20 protein-coding genes are annotated in these 19,190 nt (G+C 61.1%); 8 read left to right on the top strand and 12 right to left on the bottom strand.

Annotated elements, in window-relative coordinates:
• Positions 1-133: 133 nt before the first annotated feature.
• Positions 134-1,228 (bottom strand): PLP-dependent cysteine synthase family protein, encoded by a 1,095-nt coding sequence (locus AB4N73_RS01225; RefSeq protein WP_236168019.1) that lies wholly within the window; start codon positions 1,226-1,228, stop codon positions 134-136.
• A 251-nt stretch (positions 1,229-1,479) separates the two neighbouring features.
• Between AB4N73_RS01225 and nhaA the strand changes: the two genes are divergently transcribed.
• From nhaA to AB4N73_RS01210, 3 genes are all read left to right on the top strand, one after another.
• Positions 1,480-2,664, top strand: a complete 1,185-nt coding sequence (gene nhaA, locus AB4N73_RS01220) for a Na+/H+ antiporter NhaA (protein ID WP_460142834.1) — start codon at positions 1,480-1,482, stop codon at positions 2,662-2,664.
• Positions 2,665-2,835: 171 nt separating this feature from the next.
• Complete coding sequence (locus tag AB4N73_RS01215; RefSeq protein WP_460142833.1) at positions 2,836-4,020, top strand: colicin E3/pyocin S6 family cytotoxin; 1,185 nt, start codon at positions 2,836-2,838, stop codon at positions 4,018-4,020.
• Positions 4,017-4,244 (top strand): hypothetical protein, encoded by a 228-nt coding sequence (locus AB4N73_RS01210; protein WP_056783366.1) that lies wholly within the window; start codon positions 4,017-4,019, stop codon positions 4,242-4,244. The genes AB4N73_RS01215 and AB4N73_RS01210 overlap by 4 nt, the downstream gene beginning before the upstream one ends.
• A gap of 127 nt (positions 4,245-4,371) precedes the next feature.
• Here AB4N73_RS01210 and AB4N73_RS01205 read toward each other — a convergent pair whose 3' ends face one another.
• The 6 genes from AB4N73_RS01205 to dinG form a co-directional block, all read right to left on the bottom strand.
• A complete protein-coding gene (locus AB4N73_RS01205; RefSeq protein WP_016771369.1) occupies positions 4,372-4,836 on the bottom strand; it encodes an outer membrane lipoprotein in 465 nt (154 codons plus the stop codon).
• Between the two features lie 180 nt (positions 4,837-5,016).
• Positions 5,017-5,664 (bottom strand): pyridoxamine 5'-phosphate oxidase, encoded by a 648-nt coding sequence (gene pdxH / locus AB4N73_RS01200; RefSeq protein WP_460142832.1) that lies wholly within the window; start codon positions 5,662-5,664, stop codon positions 5,017-5,019.
• A 24-nt stretch (positions 5,665-5,688) separates the two neighbouring features.
• A complete protein-coding gene (locus AB4N73_RS01195; RefSeq protein ID WP_460142831.1) occupies positions 5,689-6,792 on the bottom strand; it encodes an OmpA family protein in 1,104 nt (367 codons plus the stop codon).
• 113 nt (positions 6,793-6,905) lie between these two features.
• Positions 6,906-8,051 (bottom strand): serine hydrolase domain-containing protein, encoded by a 1,146-nt coding sequence (locus AB4N73_RS01190; protein WP_252877604.1) that lies wholly within the window; start codon positions 8,049-8,051, stop codon positions 6,906-6,908.
• Positions 8,052-8,261: 210 nt separating this feature from the next.
• A complete protein-coding gene (locus AB4N73_RS01185; RefSeq protein ID WP_457264158.1) occupies positions 8,262-10,730 on the bottom strand; it encodes a beta-galactosidase in 2,469 nt (822 codons plus the stop codon).
• 95 nt (positions 10,731-10,825) lie between these two features.
• Positions 10,826-12,970 (bottom strand): ATP-dependent DNA helicase DinG, encoded by a 2,145-nt coding sequence (dinG, locus tag AB4N73_RS01180; RefSeq protein WP_024011911.1) that lies wholly within the window; start codon positions 12,968-12,970, stop codon positions 10,826-10,828.
• A 97-nt stretch (positions 12,971-13,067) separates the two neighbouring features.
• On the opposite strand from dinG, the gene AB4N73_RS01175 reads away from it, so the two are divergent.
• Positions 13,068-13,532: a CopD family protein gene (locus tag AB4N73_RS01175; RefSeq protein WP_016771373.1), complete on the top strand. Its 465-nt coding sequence runs from the start codon at positions 13,068-13,070 to the stop codon at positions 13,530-13,532.
• Positions 13,533-13,732: 200 nt separating this feature from the next.
• Here the strand turns inward: AB4N73_RS01175 and AB4N73_RS01170 are convergent, their stop codons facing one another.
• The 4 genes from AB4N73_RS01170 to AB4N73_RS01155 form a co-directional block, all read right to left on the bottom strand.
• The gene (locus tag AB4N73_RS01170) at positions 13,733-14,491 is read right to left on the bottom strand and encodes a collagen-like triple helix repeat-containing protein (protein ID WP_122698367.1); all 759 of its coding nucleotides are present in this window, start codon (positions 14,489-14,491) and stop codon (positions 13,733-13,735) included.
• Positions 14,484-14,765 carry a DUF1145 domain-containing protein gene (locus AB4N73_RS01165; RefSeq protein WP_016771375.1) on the bottom strand — a complete coding sequence of 94 codons (282 nt, stop codon included), beginning with the start codon at positions 14,763-14,765 and terminating at the stop codon, positions 14,484-14,486. Before AB4N73_RS01165 ends, AB4N73_RS01170 begins: the two co-directional genes overlap by 8 nt.
• Before the next feature lie 160 nt (positions 14,766-14,925).
• Positions 14,926-15,648, bottom strand: coding sequence for an OmpA family protein (locus AB4N73_RS01160; protein WP_150636395.1), 723 nt, complete (start codon positions 15,646-15,648; stop codon positions 14,926-14,928).
• 90 nt (positions 15,649-15,738) lie between these two features.
• Entirely contained in the window at positions 15,739-16,434 is a 696-nt protein-coding gene (locus AB4N73_RS01155) for an OmpA family protein (protein WP_016770616.1), read from the bottom strand.
• A 199-nt stretch (positions 16,435-16,633) separates the two neighbouring features.
• Between AB4N73_RS01155 and AB4N73_RS01150 the strand changes: the two genes are divergently transcribed.
• The 4 genes from AB4N73_RS01150 (at position 16,634) to AB4N73_RS01135 (ending at position 18,410) form a co-directional block, all read left to right on the top strand.
• Positions 16,634-17,131 (top strand): DUF6231 family protein, encoded by a 498-nt coding sequence (locus tag AB4N73_RS01150; RefSeq protein WP_460142830.1) that lies wholly within the window; start codon positions 16,634-16,636, stop codon positions 17,129-17,131.
• 4 nt (positions 17,132-17,135) lie between these two features.
• Positions 17,136-17,612, top strand: coding sequence for a YchJ family protein (locus AB4N73_RS01145; protein ID WP_150743354.1), 477 nt, complete (start codon positions 17,136-17,138; stop codon positions 17,610-17,612).
• A gap of 103 nt (positions 17,613-17,715) precedes the next feature.
• Positions 17,716-18,201 (top strand): LEA/WHy family protein, encoded by a 486-nt coding sequence (locus AB4N73_RS01140; protein ID WP_150743353.1) that lies wholly within the window; start codon positions 17,716-17,718, stop codon positions 18,199-18,201.
• A 5-nt stretch (positions 18,202-18,206) separates the two neighbouring features.
• Entirely contained in the window at positions 18,207-18,410 is a 204-nt protein-coding gene (locus AB4N73_RS01135; protein WP_003198420.1) for an SEC-C metal-binding domain-containing protein, read from the top strand.
• Between the two features lie 199 nt (positions 18,411-18,609).
• Here AB4N73_RS01135 and AB4N73_RS01130 read toward each other — a convergent pair whose 3' ends face one another.
• Positions 18,610-19,167 (bottom strand): cysteine hydrolase family protein, encoded by a 558-nt coding sequence (locus tag AB4N73_RS01130; protein ID WP_457264166.1) that lies wholly within the window; start codon positions 19,165-19,167, stop codon positions 18,610-18,612.
• Between the last annotated feature and the right edge of the window lie 23 nt (positions 19,168-19,190).

The raw sequence follows: 19,190 nt of genomic DNA, 5'->3' as shown, positions 1-19,190 counted from the left end.
ATCAGCTGACCCAACACAAAACCCTGTGGGAGCGAGCCTGCTCGCGAAAGCGGTCTGTCACTCAACGAAGTTGTTGAATGTGATTCCGCCTTCGCGAGCAGGCTCGCTCCCACAGTGGTTTCTGCGTTGAGCTTTAGATATTCGCGCGCAGCACCGAGGTCGGCAGCGCCTCCCCGCGCTCGGCACTCGCCGCCACCGCTGCAATCAAATCACCCAGTTCATAGCCCTGCGCCTTCAGCCATTGCTGATCGTAATACGTGTCGGCATAACGCTCTCCGCCATCGCACAGGATCGCCACGATCGACCCCGACTGCCCCGCCGCTTTCATCTGCTGCGCCGCCATCAGCGCACCGATCAGATTGGTCCCGCTCGACCCGCCGACATGCCGCCCCAAACGCTGCGCCAGATAATGCATGGCCGCCAGCGACAGGGCGTCCGGCACCTTGACCATCGCATCGATCACCTTGGGCAGGAACGACGCTTCCACCCTAGGTCGACCAATGCCCTCGATGCGCGAGCCGCAGTCCAGACGCAGGCTGGCATCACCGCTCTGATAGAAATCGAAGAACACCGAACGCTCGGCATCGGCACACAACACGCGGGTGCAGTGCTGGCGATAGCGCACGTAACGGCCGAGGGTCGCGGTGGTGCCGCCGGTGCCGGGGCTGGAAATCAGCCAGGTCGGTTCAGGGTGCTTTTCGTAGCGCATCTGCTGGAAGATCGACTCGGCGATGTTGTTGTTCGCCCGCCAGTCGGTGGCACGTTCGGCGTAGGTGAACTGATCGATAAAGTGACCGCCATGCTCGCGGGCCAGGCGCTCGGATTCGGCGTAGATCTGCGTCGGATCCTGCACCAGATGACTCTGCCCGCCGTAAAAAGCAATCTGGGCAATCTTCTCTTTCGAGGTGGTCGCCGGCATTACTGCGATAAACGGCAAACCGAGCATGCGCGCGAAATACGCTTCGGAAATCGCCGTCGAACCACTGGACGCTTCGATCACCGGCGCGCCGGGTTTCAGCCAGCCGTTGCACAGCGCGTAAAGGAACAGCGAACGGGCCAGGCGATGCTTGAGGCTGCCGGTCGGGTGGCTGGATTCGTCCTTGAAATACAACTCGATGCCGGCAAAACCGGGCAGCGGCAAAGGGATCAGGTGGGTGTCGGCGCTGCGCTGGAAGTCCGCCTCGATGATGCGGATGGCTTCGCGTGCCCACTGTCGGTTGTCGCTCATGGTTTCGGTTCTCGTTGAATCAGCCAGAAGATCGGTCTTCTGAAAAAGGTCTGCCGCAAGCTTAGGAAAAATCCCGCAGGCGGCAAAGATACAGCTGAGTCTCAATGTGTCAGGCAACTGCTAGGCTCAGTGCTGCCCGAGCCAGACAGCCTGTAACGACATATAACAAAAAAGAATATAACTTTTGTTTTAACAACTAACGGTACGGGTTAGGGTGTTTCACCTTTTTCTTGATTCGATGGAGAGCGACCTTGCCTCTGCGTAGCACTTTCACGCGTTTCTTTCAGTTGGAAGCCGCCAGCGGTCTGCTATTGATCGCCGCAGCCGTTCTCGCGCTGATCATCAACAACTCACCGCTGTCGTGGCTGTACACCGGCCTGCTCGACACCCCGGTGGTGGCGCAGATCGGCGCGTTGAAAATCGCCAAACCCCTGCTGCTGTGGATCAATGACGGCCTGATGGCGATGTTCTTCCTGCTGATCGGTCTGGAAGTCAAACGCGAAGTGCTCGACGGCCAATTGTCCAAGCCTTCGCAGATCGTCCTGCCCGGCGCAGCGGCGATCGGCGGCATGCTGGTGCCGGCGCTGATCTACTGGTTCCTCAACCGCGACAACCCCGCCGCCCTGAGCGGCTGGGCCATTCCGACCGCCACCGACATCGCCTTCGCCCTCGGCGTATTGGCCCTGCTCGGCAAACGCGTGCCGGTGTCGCTGAAACTGTTCCTGATGACCCTGGCGATCATCGATGACCTGGGCGCCATCGTCATCATCGCAATCTTCTATTCCGGCGAACTCTCGACCCTGTCCCTTGGCCTGGCGGCTGCGTGCATTGCCGCGCTGGTGGCGATGAACCGGCTCGGCGTGGTCAAGCTCGGGCCGTACATGATAATCGGCCTGATCCTCTGGGTCTGCGTGCTCAAGAGCGGTGTCCACGCGACACTGGCCGGCGTGACCCTGGCTTTCTGCATTCCCCTGCGCACGAAAAACGCCGAGTCGTCGCCGCTGCTGACCCTCGAACACGCGCTGCACCCGTGGGTCGCCTACGGCATCCTGCCGCTGTTCGCCTTCGCCAACGCCGGCCTGTCACTGAGCGGCGTCACCGTCGAAAGCTTCACCCACGACGTACCGATGGGCATCGCCATCGGCCTGCTGTTGGGCAAGACCGTCGGCGTGTTCTGCCTGACCTGGCTGGCGGTCAAGATCGGCATCGCCGCCCTGCCCCAAGGCGCCAACTGGGGTCAGGTCCTCGGCGTGGCAATCCTCTGCGGCATCGGCTTCACCATGAGCCTGTTCGTCGGCTCGCTGGCCTTCGAACCGGGCGTGAGTGATTACGCCGGCATGGATCGCATGGGCATCCTCACCGGCTCGATTCTCGCGGCGGTGATTGGTTATGCGGTGACGGCGGCGGCGAGTCGCAAGAATTCACAACTGCAATGACCCCTGTGGCGAGGGAGCTTGGCCCTCGCCACAGATTCTCCGCCTGACAGTTACGCAGCGAACAATCCCCACGTCATTAGCGACCCGTCCTACAGCCACACTTTCTCCGCTTCGATAACGTCGTGCAGCCCCTTTCCGAGGGGCTGTCGATGATGAACGAAGGGACGATCAGTGGCGCGGAACAAGGACATTCCCCGGGTGCAAAACCCACCGCAGGGCGACGGGCATCACGTTACCTGGCGGTATATGACGGCCGCAGAACTGGCCGAGCGCGAAGCCGGGCAAAACGCTTACGACGCGATGCTGGCGCGGCAGGAGGCGTTCGAGCGCAGCCGTGAAGTGGCTGCGAAAAAACCTGAAGCCGTGCGTGCCGGCTGTGTATTCGCCAAGTCCTGCAAGTTGCCGGATGCGATTATCGATTACAGCAATCCTTCCGGCATGGTGCCGACCGACAGCCTGAAGGATTACGGCGAGCTGATCCTGCTCGGCGCTCGCGAAGCCGACGCAAGCGGCGGCATTCCTCTCAAGAAAATCAGCGCCAACACCATCCCGGTCGGGTTCGGCAGTCTGGCCTTGGCAGGCTCGGCTTTTGAAGTGCTACCGGCGCTCGCCTCCCCTGCGGCGGCTGCGACTTTGGTGGGGCTGATTGCGCTTTTGATGCCATCCAGCCTGGGCGACAGCGCGCTCTACACCGATGAGCAACTGAGCACACTCAAACAAGCCCGAACCCGCGTGCGCCTGCGCGTCGAGCAACAGGCCGATGGCAGCCTCAAGGGTTACGGTTTCTACACCGGTAAGAACCGCGACTGGGAAATGGTCGATGTCGTGCAGTTCATTGCGCGCGGCGACCGGTTTGTTGCCGATCTGGGTGAAGGCGTCGAACTGCTCTGGACCCCGGCGGTGGATGGCTCGGACATCCTAGGCATTCCAGCGCTGGAGGCCGCACCGCAGGCACCGCATATCTGGGTGTATCCACCGACGAAGGCGGCGGACGGGATACTGGTGAATCCGGTCTATCCGCCGGAGTATCGGGATTTTATTTTGGTCTTCCCTGCGGCAGCAGGCATGAGGCCGCTCTATATAGTGGCCAGTATTTCGCAGGGAAATTACCATCAAAAACCCAAAAATTTGCCTGCATATCCGGATGCTCGATGGGCTACCCCAAAAACACCAATAAAGGGTGGCGGAGGATTACGGCCACGCTGGAAAGATAGAGAGGGAATAATTTACGAATGGGATTTCCGACATGGCGCCATTGAGAAATATACAAAGCGTGGAAGGCATCTCGGGGAATACAACCAGGAAACAGGCGAACAAACGAAACCAGCAGATCCTACAAGAAGGATAGAACCGTGAAGCATCGAATCATGGGCGTAGTAAAAGGTGACGACTCTGCTGTATTTGAGCAAGCGCTCTCCATCCCCACGTCCAATTTGAAAGTCATTATGGGTTGGAGTACGGAAGAAGACCTTCTTTACGATTACAAGCTGACGGAGCAACAGATCACTGATATTGAACAAGCATGCGCCGTAAAACTGCCTCGACACCTTGACCTATATCTATCCACTGAAGACCAATGACTTAGCAAATACAGGGGCCTCGAATACTTCATGGGCACCTGCGCCACATACTGAATGAGCAATTCACAAGCAAAGAAAAACCCCGATCAGTCTCCTGATCGGGGTTTTCTTTTACCCGGCTTCCCGCTTAGTGCGAAACGCGGCTGGTTCCGCCAACGGTGGAAATCCGCACCCGCTCGCCAACGCGGAATACTTCATTCTCCTGAACCTGCTGCACATAGGCGCGCATGCTGCCGTCGTCTTCGCGGACGGTGATTTCCACGCCCTGGGTGCGGGTCAGGCCTTCTTCGGTGGCCGAGCCAAGCAGGCCGCCGGCCACTGCCCCGATGACCGCAGCCACAATGCTGCCCTTGCCGCCGCCGATAGCGCTGCCGCCGACGCCGCCGACCACTGCGCCTGCTGCGCCGCCGATCGGGGTCTTGGTGCCTTCGATTTTTACCGGTCGCAGGGATTCGATGGTGCCCATGCGAATCGTCTGCACACGACGCGCTTCGTCACGGGAGTAGGAGTCGCCGGTGAGGCTCGATTGGCAGCCGGTCAGCAACATCGCCATCGTCGAAAAGGAAGCAACCAGCAGAACAGACTTACGCATAGCATCAACTCCAAAAGAACATGTGTTCATTAAACCCCGTGGCCTGGCGCCTGTCACGACACCATCCGGATAAAATTGGCTTCCATTCAGGCCTGGTACAGATGCCCGCGAGCGTCCACTCAAGGTAGCGTCAAATCAACGATCCTGCGCCATCCGCGTTTATCTCGCTCGGTAGACTGCTCAGGGTGCCAGACGTTCCAGAATCCATTCGGCGCCCTGGAGGCGGTAGTTGAGGCGATCGTGCAGGCGGCTCGGACGGCCTTGCCAGAACTCGATGCGCTCAGGCAACAAGCGGTAACCGCCCCAATGTTCCGGGCAGTGCGGCTGGCTGTCGCTGAAGCGTTGCTCGGTGGCCTTGAGCAAATTTTCCAGTTCGCCACGACCGTTGATGACCCGGCTCTGCGGCGAGGCCCAGGCGCCGAGGCGGCTACCCAGCGGACGCACCTGATAATACGCGTCGGACTCTTGCGCCGTGACCTTGACCACCCGCCCTTCGATGCGCACCTGGCGCTCCAGGGTGGGCCAGAAGAAGGTCATGGCGGCAAACGGGTTGGCCGCCAGATGCTGGCCCTTAGCGCTGTCGTAGTTGGTGAAGAAGGTGAAGCCCTGCTCGTCCACGCCCTTGAGCAACAAAATGCGGCAATGCGGACGACCGTCGGCATCGACCGTGGCCAGGGTCATGGCATTGGCTTCCACCGGCGCCTGCTCGGTTTTCACCGCATCGGCGAACCACTGGTGAAACAGCGCAAACGGCTCGGCCGGGGCTTGCGCCTCGGTCAAACCGTCACGGGTGTAGTCGCGACGCATATCGGCCAGAGCCTGGGTCATGGCGGATTCCTTTTCGTTAGCGGATCACTTCTTGGCGGCGTCGGCTGCGGCGACTTTCTTGTCGGTCGCGGCGGCTTTGGCTGGTGCAGTTTTTTTCGCTGGAGCCTTGGCCGGGGCCTTCTTCGCAGGAGCCTTGGCGGCGGTTTTCTTGGCTGGCGCCTTTTTCGCCGCCGGCACAGCGGCTTTTTTCGCCGCAGGCGCCGGGGTAACCGGTTTGGCAACTGGCTTGACGTCTTGCGCAGCAACCATCGTCACCGGCTTCGGTGCTGGCATGTTGTATTTGCTCAGCAGCGCAACCATGGTGTTTTGCGGAGTCACCAGCAGCTCGACACGACGGTTCAAGGCGCGGCCTTCAACGCTGTCGTTGGCCGCACGCGGCGCTTCGGAACCCATGCCGCGCAGCATCAGGCGATCACGCTGCAAGCCGCTGAGGCGGAAGATCGCTGCCACCGATTGCGCACGTTCCTGGCTCAGCTTGACGTTGGCCGGTGCGGCACCGCTGGTATCACTGTGACCGAGCACCAGCACTGCGGTTTTCGGATCGGCTTCAAGTATTTTCGCCACGCGAGTGAACGGGCCAAGGGTGACCGGCAGCAGCATCGCCGGACGGTCCGGATTGAACGAGCCTTCGACCGGCGCCGTCACTACCAGCACATTGTCGCGACGTTCGAGTTGCAGATTGCTGTCCTTCACCGCTTCACGCAGACGCGGTTCGTAGTCATCCAGCCAGGCCTGAGTCACCTTCGGATCGGGCATCGGCACGGCTTTGGCGGTTGGCTGATCCTTGCCGCCGAACGGCCACCACCATTTGCCATTGGACTGCGCCTCGGCTTTGGCCACCTCGACCGGTTTGGCTTCAGGTTTAACCTCGGCTTTCAGATCAGCCTTGACCGCTTCATCGCTGGAACCGAACGGCCAGTACCACGGGTTGCTGCTCTCGGCCTTGGCCACTGGCGCAGTCGCCGCAGGTTTCAAAGGAGCCGGAGCCGGGGCCGAATCTTTGGCCGCGACTTTGTCGGAAGAACCGAACGGCCACCAACTGCCGCCATCTGCATCGTTTTTCGGAGTCTGTGCGCAACCGGTGATCGCTACACACAGGGCCAGGGCGCGGGTCTTTTTAGATGACATTGAAAATCCACAAAATGAAGTAATGAAAAATCAGAGCACTTTCGCCCGGATAAACAGCCGTTTTGAAACGAAAATCCCTTCGAGGTTCCGACCCCGGAACCTCAGTTGAAGCTTTACAGACAAGTGGCAAGCACCCGCGCCAGCTTCTGTGCGCGCGGATCCATCAAAACGTAAGGCCCCAAGGTATTTGTCACGAAACCGAAAGCCACATCGTGCTCAGGATCAGCAAAACCGATCGAGCCGCCCGCTCCCGGATGGCCGAACGCGCGTGGGCCGAGGCCGTAGGTGGCGTTGGGCACGTCCGGTTGATCGAGCATGCAGCCGAGGCCGAAACGGGTACGGGTGAGCAAGGTCTTGTCATCGCCAAGGCTGTGCTCGCGGGTCAGCTCTTCGAGCATCTCGCTCTCGAGCAGGCTGCCATCGAGCAGGCCGGCATAGAACCCGGCGAGACTGCGCGCGTTGCCGTGGCCGTTGGCCGCCGGTTGCTGCATGCGGCGCCATTCCGGCTTGTTGGTGCTGGTCAGCACTGACGGCGGATTGGTGAACGCGCGGGTAGTCATGGCCGTCGGTTCGCGCATGGTCACTTGCAGCAGGCGCTGCGCCGCAGCGTCGCCGGCGTTGCCCTTGCCACGGGCGATGTGCGCTACCCGATGAAATTCTTCGTCGGCCAGGCCCACATGGAAATCCAGGCCCAACGGTTTGGCGATCCGAGCGACGATCGATTCGCCCGGCCCACGCCCGTCAGCGCGGCGCAGCAATTCGCCGACCAGCCAACCGTAGGTGATCGCGGCATAACCGTGACCGATGCCCGGCGCCCACCATGGCGCTTCGGCCGCGAGGGCGTCGACCATGGTTTGCCAATCGTAAAGGGCTTCAGGGGCGAGCAGTTCGCGCAGCGCCGGCAAGCCGGCCTGATGGCAAAGCAATTGGCGCAGAGTGACGGATTCTTTGCCGGCAGCGGCGAATTCCGGCCAGTAGCGGGCAACCGGGGCATCGAGTTGCAACTTGCCTTCAGCCACCAGTTGCAGCGCGGTAACGGCGGTGAAGGTCTTGGTGCAGGAAAACAGGTTGGCGATGGTATCGCTGTGCCAGGCTTCGGCGCCGTCCTTGTCGGCAGTACCGGACCAGAGGTCGAGGACGGTTTCTCCACCGACCTGGATGCACAGGGCTGCGCCGCGTTCCTGGGGATCGTCGAACAGTGCGGCGAAAGCCTCGCGCACCGCTTCGAATTGAAGCTCGTAATGTCCCTGAATCTGCACCCGCAACTCCCCCGCGAAAACGCTCTACAAAGTGGTCCGCATTGTTCCAGCCCTTGAGGGATTTGGGAACAGGCGCGGGCCAGACGGTTGATCGGCAATTTGTGGCGATCCCTTCGCGAGCAGGCTCGCTCCCACAGGGGATCTCCGCTGCTGTTGATATCCAGTGTGGGAGCGAGCCTGCTCGCGAAGAACGATAACGCGGTCTGAAACCTAGTGACCATTCCCCGAATGCCCACCCGCCTGTGCAGCCTCCGCAGCTTTGCCAGCCTCGGCCTTGCGCCCGCCTTCAACTTCCGCAGCCGGGGTTTTCTGCGCCTCCTTGCCCAGTTGCTCAAGCGCCTGCAGATTGCTTTTGCGCACTGCCTCGACAAATCCCTGATACGGCAGATCGGTCACACCTACCAGACCGAAATGGCCGTTCTCGCCGTCGAGCAAACGCCCGGTCACCGGTTGGTCCAGATACTGGAACCAGTGCATGCCGACAATCGACGGTTCGCTCAGCGCCTGTTTGAGGAAGTTGGCATAGGCCGGGCCGCGATCTTCCTCCTTGGCCAGCTGCGTCACGCCGCCCCAGAAAGGACCTCGGTCGGCCGAGCCGAAGTTGAATTCGGTGATCAGCACCGGTTTGTCCAGGGCTGCCAGCGCGGCGAAGTCGTAGCCGTCCTGCGGCTTGAGCGTGTACATGTTGAAGCTCAACACATCGCAATACTGTGCGCAGGACGCCACGGCTTCAGGGGTACTGATGGCGAAACGACCGCCAAGGAGCATCTGGTTCGGCGCGTGCCATTTCAGCGAATCGGAAATGGTCTTGAAATAGGTATCGGCGAAGACCTTCTGGAAGTATTTGAAATCCGCTTCGATCTCCGGATGCTCCGGGTTCGGCAGTGGCGGCACGAAGCCAGGGTCTTCCATCAATTCCCACGCCGGCAACTCGATGCCCCAGGCCTTGGACAGTCCGGCCTGATTGCGGTACTTGTCGCGCAATTGCTTGAGAAAGGCGCGTTTGGCCGGCACGTCGGTGGTCATTTTCAACGTGCCGTAGGCCAGTGCGTAGCGAGCCTTTGGATCGTCGCCAGGGCCAGCCCAGGCCAGTTCGTTGTCGGCGTAATAACCGATCAGCCACGGATCGTCACGGTGATCGCGGGCGGCGATGGCCACGGCGCGCTCGGTGGCCATGGCGAAACGCGGATCGAACGGATCCGGCATGCCACCCCACCAATCGCTGCCGGTGCTGATGCTGGTGTAATCGCCGACGATCGACAGCGGCAAGGTGTACGGCACGCGTTCAGCATCCGCCAGCGACGGCGCGCTCCAGTTGCCCACTGTGTTGAAGCCCCAGGCTTGCAGCCGATCGAGGGTATGCCGGGTCCAGCGTTCTTCATCAATTGCGGCTGTGCACGGAGTGGTTTGCGCGCTGGACGCTTGCACCGCATCGGTCTGCGCCGCTTCGGCAATACCGGATTTTGGCTCGGCAGGCACCGCTGCGGTTTCAGCGGCCTGCACCGAACCGGCCTCAGCCGCCCCAGCCTTCGCCGCTTCGGCAATCCCGGCCTTGTTGTCGCTGTCTGCCTTGCACGGTTCGCCGTACAGGCGTTGCAGGTTGGCGCCATAGAAGTCGTACCAGCGGCCGTTGCCGTAGCCACGCCCCTGGTCGGCGCCATTGCCGCCACGGTTGTCACCCTCGCCAAAATGCGCGGCCAGCGGGTCGTCGTTCTTAGGCAACGATTCAAACATGGATTCACGGCCGGCGACGTAGGTCTGGTTGACCTGCGCGCTGACGGTGTTGACGCCCAACGAATAGAACGGGTGGCCTTCAGGAGTCACCAGATACCAGCGGCCATCGCGTTTTTCCGTGCGAAAGAAACCGCTGGCCTTGAACGCCGGGCCTTTGTTCCAGCCCCCGAATGTGTCCAGCGAAGCCTTTTCACGCTCGGCCAGCCACGTATTCAGCTGTTGCTGCTCTTTGCTGGCGGCGCTTTTCAGTTGTTCGTCGCTGCTGACTTTTTCCGGCCACTTGCTGCGGGTTGACTGCCCGTAAGCATCGACCAGATTGCCGTACACCGCCCGCGTCACCGATTCGCCGTCCTGCACGCCGAACCGCTCGAGCAACAGACTCTGCGCAACTTTCGGCTGATCCATCGACAGACTCACCGAAACCACCTGGCTGCGGTCGATCTCGCCCGTGCTGCTGGCCAGCAGGATGCGTTGGCCATCGACGGTCATCGGCATCGGCGGCCCGGCTTTCATGCCCTGGCTCAGCGGCGTCGAAGCCACCAGCGGCACCAGCAAGGTCTGCGCGGGGCCGGCCGGCAGATCGACGCGGCTGACCAGAGTGCGGCCGTCGTTGCTCTGGATCTGCACATAGACTGTGACCGCCCAATTCATCGCACTTTGCAGACGCAGGGTCATCATGTCGGACTGCGACCAGTCCCAAGCGCCGGTCTGCGGGGTCAGGCGCAAGGTCGGGCGGGCGACCGGGTTGAACGTCACCCGGCGCAGCACTTCACCTTCCGCGGTCTGTTCGGCATTGGCCTGCGGCAGGTCGGCGTTTTCCGTGGCGACCTTGACCACGTCGGCCGGGCGTACGAAGTTGAACAGCGTCTGCTGACCGGCAGGGGCCGCCAGCAACGGCGCGGCAAAGATCAAGGCGAAAACAGCGGGCAACGAACGGCGGATCATAAGAACGGAGTTCTCCCTAACGACCAGTCAAGGCCAGTGGAAAAGCGGTGGCAGAGAGATAGACAACGCGGCGGGCCAATCGGCCCACCCGTGTCTCAGGATATTTCACGACGGAAAGGAGGCAACGCATTGAGGATCGCCTTGCCGTAGCGCTGAGTGACCAGACGCCGGTCGAGCAAGGTGATGGTGCCGCGGTCTTCTTCGGTGCGCAGCAGACGGCCGCAGGCCTGGACCAGTTTCAGCGAGGCATCGGGCACGGAGATTTCCATGAACGGATTGCCACCGCGCGCCTCGATCCACTCCGATAACGCGGCCTCAACCGGATCATCGGGCACCGAGAACGGAATCTTGGCGATCACCACGTGCTCGCAGTAGGCCCCCGGCAAATCGACACCTTCGGCAAAACTGGCCAGCCCGAACAGCACGCTGGAATCACCGCCATCGACCCGCGCCTTGTGCTTGTTCAGGGTTTCCTGTTTCGACAGGTTGCCCTGAATGAACACTTGCTTGCGCCAGTCGCGGTCGAGACCGTCGAATACGTCCTGCATTTGCTTGCGCGAGGAGAACAGCACCAGTGTGCCTCGTGAACCTTCCACCAGATCGGGCAGCTCGCGAATGATCGCCGCCGTGTGGGCGGCGGCATCGCGCGGGTCGGCCTTGAGATCCGGCACGCGCAGCACGCCGGCATCGGCATGATGGAACGGGCTCGGCACCACCGCTGTGACAGCTTTTTTCGGCAGACCGGCGCGCATGCGGAAACGGTCGAAAGTGCCCAGCGCCGTCAGCGTCGCCGAGGTCACCAGGCAGCCGTAAGCGACGTTCCACAAACTGCGACGCAAGGTTTCCGCCGCCAGAATCGGGCTGGCGTTGACCTCGATATCGAACAGCGAGCCGCTTTCGGCCAGGGTCAGCCAGCGTGCCATGGGCGGGCTGTCTTCCGGGTCTTCGGCGGTGAACGCGGTCCACAATTCCCAGTTGCCGGAAGCGCGGGACAACAGGCTGCCGAACAGCGGATACCATTCTTCGGCCTGATTGCTGGCGATGCCGATGTTGACCTCGCCGTCCATGCCTTCCTTGAGCAGGTCGGTCAGGCGTTGAAACAGGTCGTTTAGGCGCGAATAGCCTTTTTTCAGCTCGATGCCCATCTCGCGCATATCCTCGGGAATCACCCCGCCGACAAAGCGATGACGCGGGCGCTCGCGGCCTTCGACGTCTTCGCCGGGTTTGAAATCGGCGATCTGCTCGCAGGCGGTGAACATGAACTGCTGCTGGGTCTTGATCTCCCGCGCCAGCTCGGGCACCTGCTCGATCAGCTTGCCGAGATCGCCCGGCAACGGATGCTGGGCCAGCAGCTTGGTCAGGTTCTTGGCGGTGGTTTCCAGCCAGTCGGCGGTGGAACGCAGGCGCGTGTAGTGAGCGAAGTGGCCGATGGCCTTGTCCGGCAGGTGGTGGCCTTCGTCGAACACGTAAATGGTGTCGCGCGGGTCCGGCAGCACGGCGCCGCCGCCCAGTGCCAGGTCAGCCAGGACCATGTCGTGGTTGGTGACGATCACGTCAACCTTGCCCATGCCTTCGCGAGCCTTGTAGAAGGCGCACTGGCCGAAGTTCGGGCAATGACGGTTGGTGCACTGGCTGTGATCGGTGGTCAGGCGCGCCCAGTCGGCGTCTTCCAGCGCGTTCGGCCAGCTGTCGCGGTCGCCGTCCCATTTATTGCCGGCGAGCTTTTCGATCATGCTGGTGAACAGCTTCTGACTGGCCTCGTCGACTTCGATCTTGAAACCTTCTTCTTCGAACAGCTGCGCGGTGGCGGTTTGTGCGTGGCCTTCCTGCAACAGCATGTCGAGCTTGGACAGGCACATGTAGCGACCACGGCCCTTGGCCAGGGCAAAACTGAAATTCAGCCCGCTGTTGCGCATCAGGTCGGGCAAATCCTTGTAGACAATCTGCTCTTGCAGGGCGACGGTCGCGGTGGCAATGACCAGACGCTTGCCGGCCAGTTTCGCCGTGGGGATCGCCGCCAGGCTGTAGGCCACGGTCTTGCCGGTACCGGTGCCGGCTTCCACCGCGACAATCGCGGGGTCGCCACTGCGCCGGCCCTCGTCGTCGGTGTCGATATCTCCGAGGACTTTGGCGATTTCAGCGATCATCAGGCGCTGGCCGTAACGCGGCTTGAGGCTCTTGGCCTCTAGAAAACGCGAATAGGCGCCCTGGATCGTGGTTTTGAGTTCAGTGCTGATCATTGAGTGTCGGGCGCAAAACGCTGGATAAATTTTCAGTGGTTTGATTCGGCGGCTATCATACCCCGCTAATCGATCCCGCGCAGAACGGAGTGACCCAATGACACCTTTTAGCCTCGTTTACCCCCTGCATGTCCTCGCCGCTCTGGTGTGGGTCGGCGGTATGTTTTTCGCCTGGATGGTCTTGCGCCCTGCGGCCGTGAAGGCTCTGGACGGCCCCGCTCGCCTGACCCTGTGGGTGGAAGTGTTTCAAGGTTTTTTCCGTTGGGTTTGGGTCGCGGTGATCCTGTTGCCGATCAGCGGCGTGGGCATGTTGCATCTGCAGCAGGTCGGATTTGAAACCGCGCCGAAGTACGTGCAGGTGATGATCGGTTTGTATGTGGTGATGACGGCACTGTTCATCCGCATTCAGGGGTTGATGCTGCCAGAATTGCGCAAGGCGGTTGAGGCGAAGGATTGGCCGGCGGGTGCGGCGGTGCTGGGGCGGATTCGCCGGGTAGTGGGGCTCAATCTGCTGGTCGGGTTGGTGTTGGTGGCTGTGGCGGCGGCGAGACCGATGCTCTGAATCGCACTCTTGTTCTGCTGTGAACACAGTTGTGGCGAGGGGATTTATCCCCGCTGGGTCGCGAAGCGGCCCCGCTCTAAAAATCAAAAGCGGGACTGCTACGCAGCCCAGCGGGGATAAATCCCCTCGCCACATAATTTCACTCACCAAAGATCTTCACTCACCAAAGCATTTTATTGATCAGAGAGCGGGTCGCAGTTTTAGAGCCGTTGCACGGTAACCGAACCCGCCGCTCCCTCCGGCCCAGGCTGGCCATCCGCGCCGGCCTTGCCGTTCTTGCCGCCGTCAGCGCGGTACACCAGGCAGCCCTTGGATTTGCCGCCCTTCCCTGCTTTACCACCGACACCCGCCGGGCCGCCGGCACCGCCAGCCACGTTGACCTTGATCAGCTCGGCCGGAAAATCCCGTGGTACGGCGAGTCGCACCAGCGCACCCGGCGCGCCTGGCTGGCCATCGCTGCCGTCACTGCCATCGGCGCCGTGGCCGGCCGATCCATAGGTGCAGCCCGGATCTTCACCGTTGCCGCCGTCGAGGCCGACGAAACCCGGCGCGCCCCTGCCGCCACGGGCATCGACCGTCAGTTGCGGCGCGCTCAGGGCCTGAAATTGCAGGTTCAGATTGCGCCCGGCCCGGGCCGCTTTTTCATAAGTGCCGGGGGCGCCGCGCGCGGTGATCTGGCTGCCCTCGCTCAATTCAGCGCGCTTGACCTTCACTTCCAGCGCCTGTTCAGCCGGAACGATAGCAATACGTGCTTCGTGGCCCAGACGCAGTTCATCAATGTTCAATTCAGTCACGTTGGACGGGATCAGCAAGGTGCCGTAATCGGCGACTTCCAGTTTCTCCAGTTGCAGCGTGCTGGTGGTGTTGGGCAAGCGCATCAAAGAATTGCTTTGCACGTTGACCACCTGGGCGCAGGCCAGTGGACTGATGAATGCAGCGAGCAGGCAGAGTTTACGCATGGGAAGAAGCCTCCGGAGCGGCCGGGGCCGGGATGGTTTGCAGGTGGAAAACGCCGAACAACAGAATGCGGCCACGATCACGCCAAGGGTGCGGACGACCCTTGAGGCTGCGATTGCACAGCAGCACTTCGAGTAGATGAATCAGCAACAACAGAGCGCCGGCCAGATTGACCAGCAGATGCAGCGGATGAACAAACGGCACCAGTTGATTGGCCAGTACCACGCAGCAGAACAGCAGGGTCAGCAAACGCCCCAGCCCCCAGAACACCTTCATACGCTCCCCCGTGTTGCGAATTATTCTTTGCACGCACAGTACCGGCTTCTGCGGGGGATAAGCCAGAGGGAAAAATGAAATTTGTGCAAACGCGGATGAAATGGCTGCCGGGGCGACGATCTCGACCCGGCAGCTCTAGCCTGCGCACTACAGACGGTTGCTAACGATTGATGTGCAGCTCGACCCGGCGATTTTCCGCGCGGCCTTCATCGCTGGCGTTATCGGCGACCGGCTCACTCTCGCCTCGGCCCTCGCTGGTGAGCTTGTTCGGCGCCAGCCCCTGACTCAACAGATACGCTGCGACACTGCTCGCGCGCCGCTCGGACAAAGCCTGGTTATAGGCGTCGGAGCCTTTACTGTCGGTGTGCCCGATGACCTTGATGCTGACCACATCGGCATTGCGCAGCTTGTCCATCAAGGTGTCGAGCTGGGCTTTGGCCGCCGGGGTCAGATCGGACTTGTCGAAATCGAACAGCACGTTGCCGGCATCGCTCAAGGTGATCACTTCAGATTGCGGCGCCGGTTCGACCGGTTTGACTGCCACCGGATATTGCGGCAGCGGGCAGCCACGGTGATCGACTTCGGTGTTTTCCGGAGTGTCCGGGCAGCGGTCGCGGCGGTCGAAGACGCCGTCGCTGTCTTCGTCGCCATCCTGGGCGTAACAGATCAGCCCGCCGGTGACGATACCCAATGCCGCGCCGCCGCCGGCCCAGCCGGCGCTTTCAATGGCGCCAAGACCGCCGCCGACCAGACCGCCAAGCAGGCTGCAGATCGGCCACGTACGTTGATTGAGGGGGGCGGTGCCATCGCTGTGAGTGGCACAACCGGTGAGCAAGCTGCCAAGCAGCAGCACCGGCAAGACGGACCTTGAGAAAAGACGCATTTGTGAACGCTCCTGTGTACCGGCCCATACCGGTTACACAGGAGTAAAGACCCGCATCAGCGACTGCACAAGCCGCGGATGCGAGAGGGGCTAGCGGACGATTTTGATTTCGGTGCGACGGTTCTGTGCACGACCATCAGCCGACTTGTTGTCAGCCACAGGCTGGCTTTCACCAAGGCCCGACACCGAAACGAAGCTGGCACGTGGCACGCCCTGCTGGATCAGGTATTCCACCACCGAGTGCGCACGACGATCCGACAGTTTCTTGTTGTAGGCATCGCTGCCGACACTGTCGGTGTGACCGGTCACGGTCAGTTGCGCGGTAGAGGATTCCTGTTTCAGGCGATCGGCGACCTTGTCCAGCACTTGCTTGTCAGGGCCGGTCAGCGTGGCTTTGTCGAACTCGAAATGCACATCACGAATGACGATGGTTTCTTCCTTGACCACAACCGCTTCTTCGACCACTGGCGCAGGCGTCGGTGGCGGGCAACCGTCAGCATCGACCTGCACGCCTTTTGGCGTGCCCGGGCACTTGTCGCGACTGTCCGGCACGCCATCGCCGTCTTCATCGCCATCGCCATGCACCCAGCAGTAAGCCGCTGCCGTACCGCCGACGATCAGTGCACCGTAGCCAGCCCACGATGCGCTTTCCGTCGCGCCGAGACCGGCACCGACCACACCGCCGACCGCCGCACAGGTCGGCCAGTCGGTTTTCTGCAAACCTGCACAACCAGTCAACACACTGGTTAGCAGAACCAAGGGTAATGCTGTCCGAACTATGCTCATCTAGTTTTCTCCTGAGGGATCGGCTTAAAACCGATTCAGGGAGTAAAGACCGGAGTTTTAATCTCCGCCAGCAATAGGCCACCGCTGTTTGCGACCGTGTTCACAGGGGTTTGCCTCTTTTGGCGAAAACCACCGCCACCGGGCGCTTTGCCGACGCAGTCTGGCAGGCTAGTCTTGGCGGTCTGACTGAGGAGCTTCGATGAACGTCGCCATTTCTTCGCGCACGCCACAACAGGCGTTGGCCGCTTTGCTGGATCGCTACGCCCCGGCCCGACTGCTGCTGATCGGCGCCAGCGAGTTTCCCGCCTTGAGCGCTTTCAAGGACGCGCATCCAGATACCGTGGTCGCCCATGCCGCACCCGGCGGTCTGCCCGCCGAACTGGCCGCGCAACGCTTCGATCTGGCGCTGGTAGTCGATTGCCTGGAACATTTGCCCAAACGCGATGGCCTGAACCTGTTGGGCGGCATCCGCAATCTCAACGCCAGTCGCATCGCGGTGCTGGCGGATCAGGCCGCCAGTGGCTGGCAGGAAACCGATTTCTATTCGCTGGCCCTGCAGGCCAGCGAGCGTTTTCAGCGCGACGCGCAGGTGCTGACCCTGTTCACCTACGATCTGCTTGACTACAAACAAGTCCCCGACTGGCTCAATTCACGCTTCTGGGCCAATCCGGAAAACTTCGGGAAATACTGGTGGTAATGCAATGAGTACAGCCATTTGCCCTTGCGGCAGCGGCAATCTGCTGGATGCCTGCTGCGGCCCTTATCACGACGGCCACCCGGCACCGTGTGCCGAAGCCCTGATGCGTTCGCGCTACAGCGCTTATGTGCTGGGGCTGATCGACTATCTGGTGGCGACCACCCTGCCCGCGCAGCAGGCGGGGCTGAACCGACAATCGATCAGCGACTGGAGTGCGCAAAGCACCTGGCTCGGCCTTGAGGTGGAAAGCTCGGAGGTTTTCGGCGGCCAGCCGGAACACGCTTTTGTGACCTTCACCGCGCGCTGGCATGACAGCCAGGGCGAGCACAGCCATCGCGAGCGCTCATCCTTTGTACAAAACGCCGGGCGCTGGTACTTCATCGATCCCACGGTGCAGCTGAAGCTGGGGCGCAATGACGGCTGCCCTTGCGGCAGCGGGCAGAAGTTCAAGAAGTGTTGTGCGGGTTATTTCGGCGCTTGAAAGCCAAGATCAAAAGATCGCAGCCTTCGGCAGCTCCTACACGGGATTAGCCGAAGGCTGAAATCTTTTAAGGTCTAGACTGGGCACAAAGGGAGTCAATTTCATGCTCGGTCGTCGGCGCACATTACATTTCCTGCTGTTGATGCTGATCGTAAACCTCGGCGGCTGTGCCTCGTGGTTCAGCGACGACAGCGTCGAGCCTGCCGTGCATCTGGTGAAAGTCGAGGTGGTGCGGGCCAAACTGCTCGAGCAAAAATTCATCCTGCACTTTCGCGTCGACAATCCCAACGACAGCGATCTGACCGTGCGCGGCCTCGAATACCGGATTCACCTGGCGGACATGCTGCTCACCGAAGGCGAGCATGAGCACTGGTTTACCGTGGGGCCAAAGCGCAGCGCTTACTTCAAAGTGCCGATCCGCACCAACCTGTGGCCGAAGGTCAAACACGTAGTGAAACTGCTGAAAAATCCGAACCAGCAGATTCCCTATCGATTGCAGGGGGAAATGGAAACCGGTTTATTCATCGCCCACTACGTGCACCTTGAGCGCAATGGCGTGATAATCCCCGCCGATCTAACTCCGGAGTGACCTCGATGACCCAGCAACCCCATGTCCATGGCCCTGACTGCAACCACGATCATGACCACCATCATGATCACGACCATGGCCATGTCCACGGCCCGAACTGCGGCCACGCCCACCAGGAACCGGTGCGCAACGCCCTGAAAGACGTCGGCCGCAACGACCCTTGCCCATGCGGCAACGGCAAGAAATTCAAGAAGTGCCACGGCGCTTGATGTCACTGGCGAAGATCTTCTTCGCCTGACACACCGCTTCGCGAGCAGGCTCGCTCCCACAGTTGATCTGCACTCAACACATTTTTGTGAACCTGCGCAGCCCTGTGGGAGCTGGCTTGCCAGCGATAGGGCGGCACATCCCTGCATTGATGTCGCCTGATTCACCGCAATCGCTGGCAAGCCAGCTCCCACAGGTCTATCAGTTGACTGTCAGAATCAGGGCAGCACTGACCACCGTCGCATACTCCCCATGCAGATTGCCCAGCGACATCCCGTGCACCTCTTCAGCGGTACGCGGTTTGCCGAAATAATCGGCTTTGTCGAAGGTAAAGCACGCATCCTCTGCCACCCATGTGTCGAAACCCAGATTGCCCGCAGTGCGCGCCGTCGACTCAACAGAGTTATTGGTCGCCACACCAACGATGATCAGTTGCCCGATCCCGGCCTCACGCAACTGCGCCTCCAGCCCACTGGCACAAAACGCGTCCGGCACCTGTTTCTGGATCAGCCATTCCCCGCCCTGAGGGACAAAACGCTCTTGAAACTCGACTCCGTCCTGCTCCGGCCAGAACACCGAATCAGGTGAGCGCGACAAATGCTGCACGTGAATCACCGGGCGCCCGCGCAGGCGCCACAGCGCCAATAACTCAAGCATTCGCTCTTCGGCCTGAGGATTATTCCGCCGCCCCAGACGCGGATGCAGAATGCCTTTCTGCTGGTCGATGATGATCAGCGCAGCGTTGCTTTGAAGCTCCATAGCGATCTTTCTCCTGACAGGTC

The organism is Pseudomonas sp. S3_B08 (assembly GCF_054667725.1).
The sequence above is the reverse complement of the archived record's forward strand: the minus strand, read 5'-3'. Positions and strand labels throughout refer to the sequence as shown.

What these genes read in the sequence shown, in the direction of transcription:
- AB4N73_RS01150 (WP_460142830.1), top strand. Translation starts at nt 16,634, where the DNA reads ATGAACGTCGCCATTTCTTCGCGCACGCCACAACAGGCGTTGGCCGCT.
- AB4N73_RS01225 (WP_236168019.1), bottom strand. Translation starts at nt 1,228, where the DNA reads ATGAGCGACAACCGACAGTGGGCACGCGAAGCCATCCGCATCATCGAG.
- AB4N73_RS01165 (WP_016771375.1), bottom strand. Translation starts at nt 14,765, where the DNA reads ATGAAGGTGTTCTGGGGGCTGGGGCGTTTGCTGACCCTGCTGTTCTGC.
- AB4N73_RS01130 (WP_457264166.1), bottom strand. Translation starts at nt 19,167, where the DNA reads ATGGAGCTTCAAAGCAACGCTGCGCTGATCATCATCGACCAGCAGAAA.
- AB4N73_RS01160 (WP_150636395.1), bottom strand. Translation starts at nt 15,648, where the DNA reads ATGCGTCTTTTCTCAAGGTCCGTCTTGCCGGTGCTGCTGCTTGGCAGC.
- AB4N73_RS01135 (WP_003198420.1), top strand. Translation starts at nt 18,207, where the DNA reads ATGACCCAGCAACCCCATGTCCATGGCCCTGACTGCAACCACGATCAT.
- AB4N73_RS01145 (WP_150743354.1), top strand. Translation starts at nt 17,136, where the DNA reads ATGAGTACAGCCATTTGCCCTTGCGGCAGCGGCAATCTGCTGGATGCC.
- AB4N73_RS01175 (WP_016771373.1), top strand. Translation starts at nt 13,068, where the DNA reads ATGACACCTTTTAGCCTCGTTTACCCCCTGCATGTCCTCGCCGCTCTG.
- AB4N73_RS01185 (WP_457264158.1), bottom strand. Translation starts at nt 10,730, where the DNA reads ATGATCCGCCGTTCGTTGCCCGCTGTTTTCGCCTTGATCTTTGCCGCG.
- AB4N73_RS01140 (WP_150743353.1), top strand. Translation starts at nt 17,716, where the DNA reads ATGCTCGGTCGTCGGCGCACATTACATTTCCTGCTGTTGATGCTGATC.
- AB4N73_RS01195 (WP_460142831.1), bottom strand. Translation starts at nt 6,792, where the DNA reads ATGTCATCTAAAAAGACCCGCGCCCTGGCCCTGTGTGTAGCGATCACC.
- AB4N73_RS01170 (WP_122698367.1), bottom strand. Translation starts at nt 14,491, where the DNA reads ATGCGTAAACTCTGCCTGCTCGCTGCATTCATCAGTCCACTGGCCTGC.
- dinG (WP_024011911.1), bottom strand. Translation starts at nt 12,970, where the DNA reads ATGATCAGCACTGAACTCAAAACCACGATCCAGGGCGCCTATTCGCGT.
- AB4N73_RS01155 (WP_016770616.1), bottom strand. Translation starts at nt 16,434, where the DNA reads ATGAGCATAGTTCGGACAGCATTACCCTTGGTTCTGCTAACCAGTGTG.
- pdxH (WP_460142832.1), bottom strand. Translation starts at nt 5,664, where the DNA reads ATGACCCAGGCTCTGGCCGATATGCGTCGCGACTACACCCGTGACGGT.
- AB4N73_RS01205 (WP_016771369.1), bottom strand. Translation starts at nt 4,836, where the DNA reads ATGCGTAAGTCTGTTCTGCTGGTTGCTTCCTTTTCGACGATGGCGATG.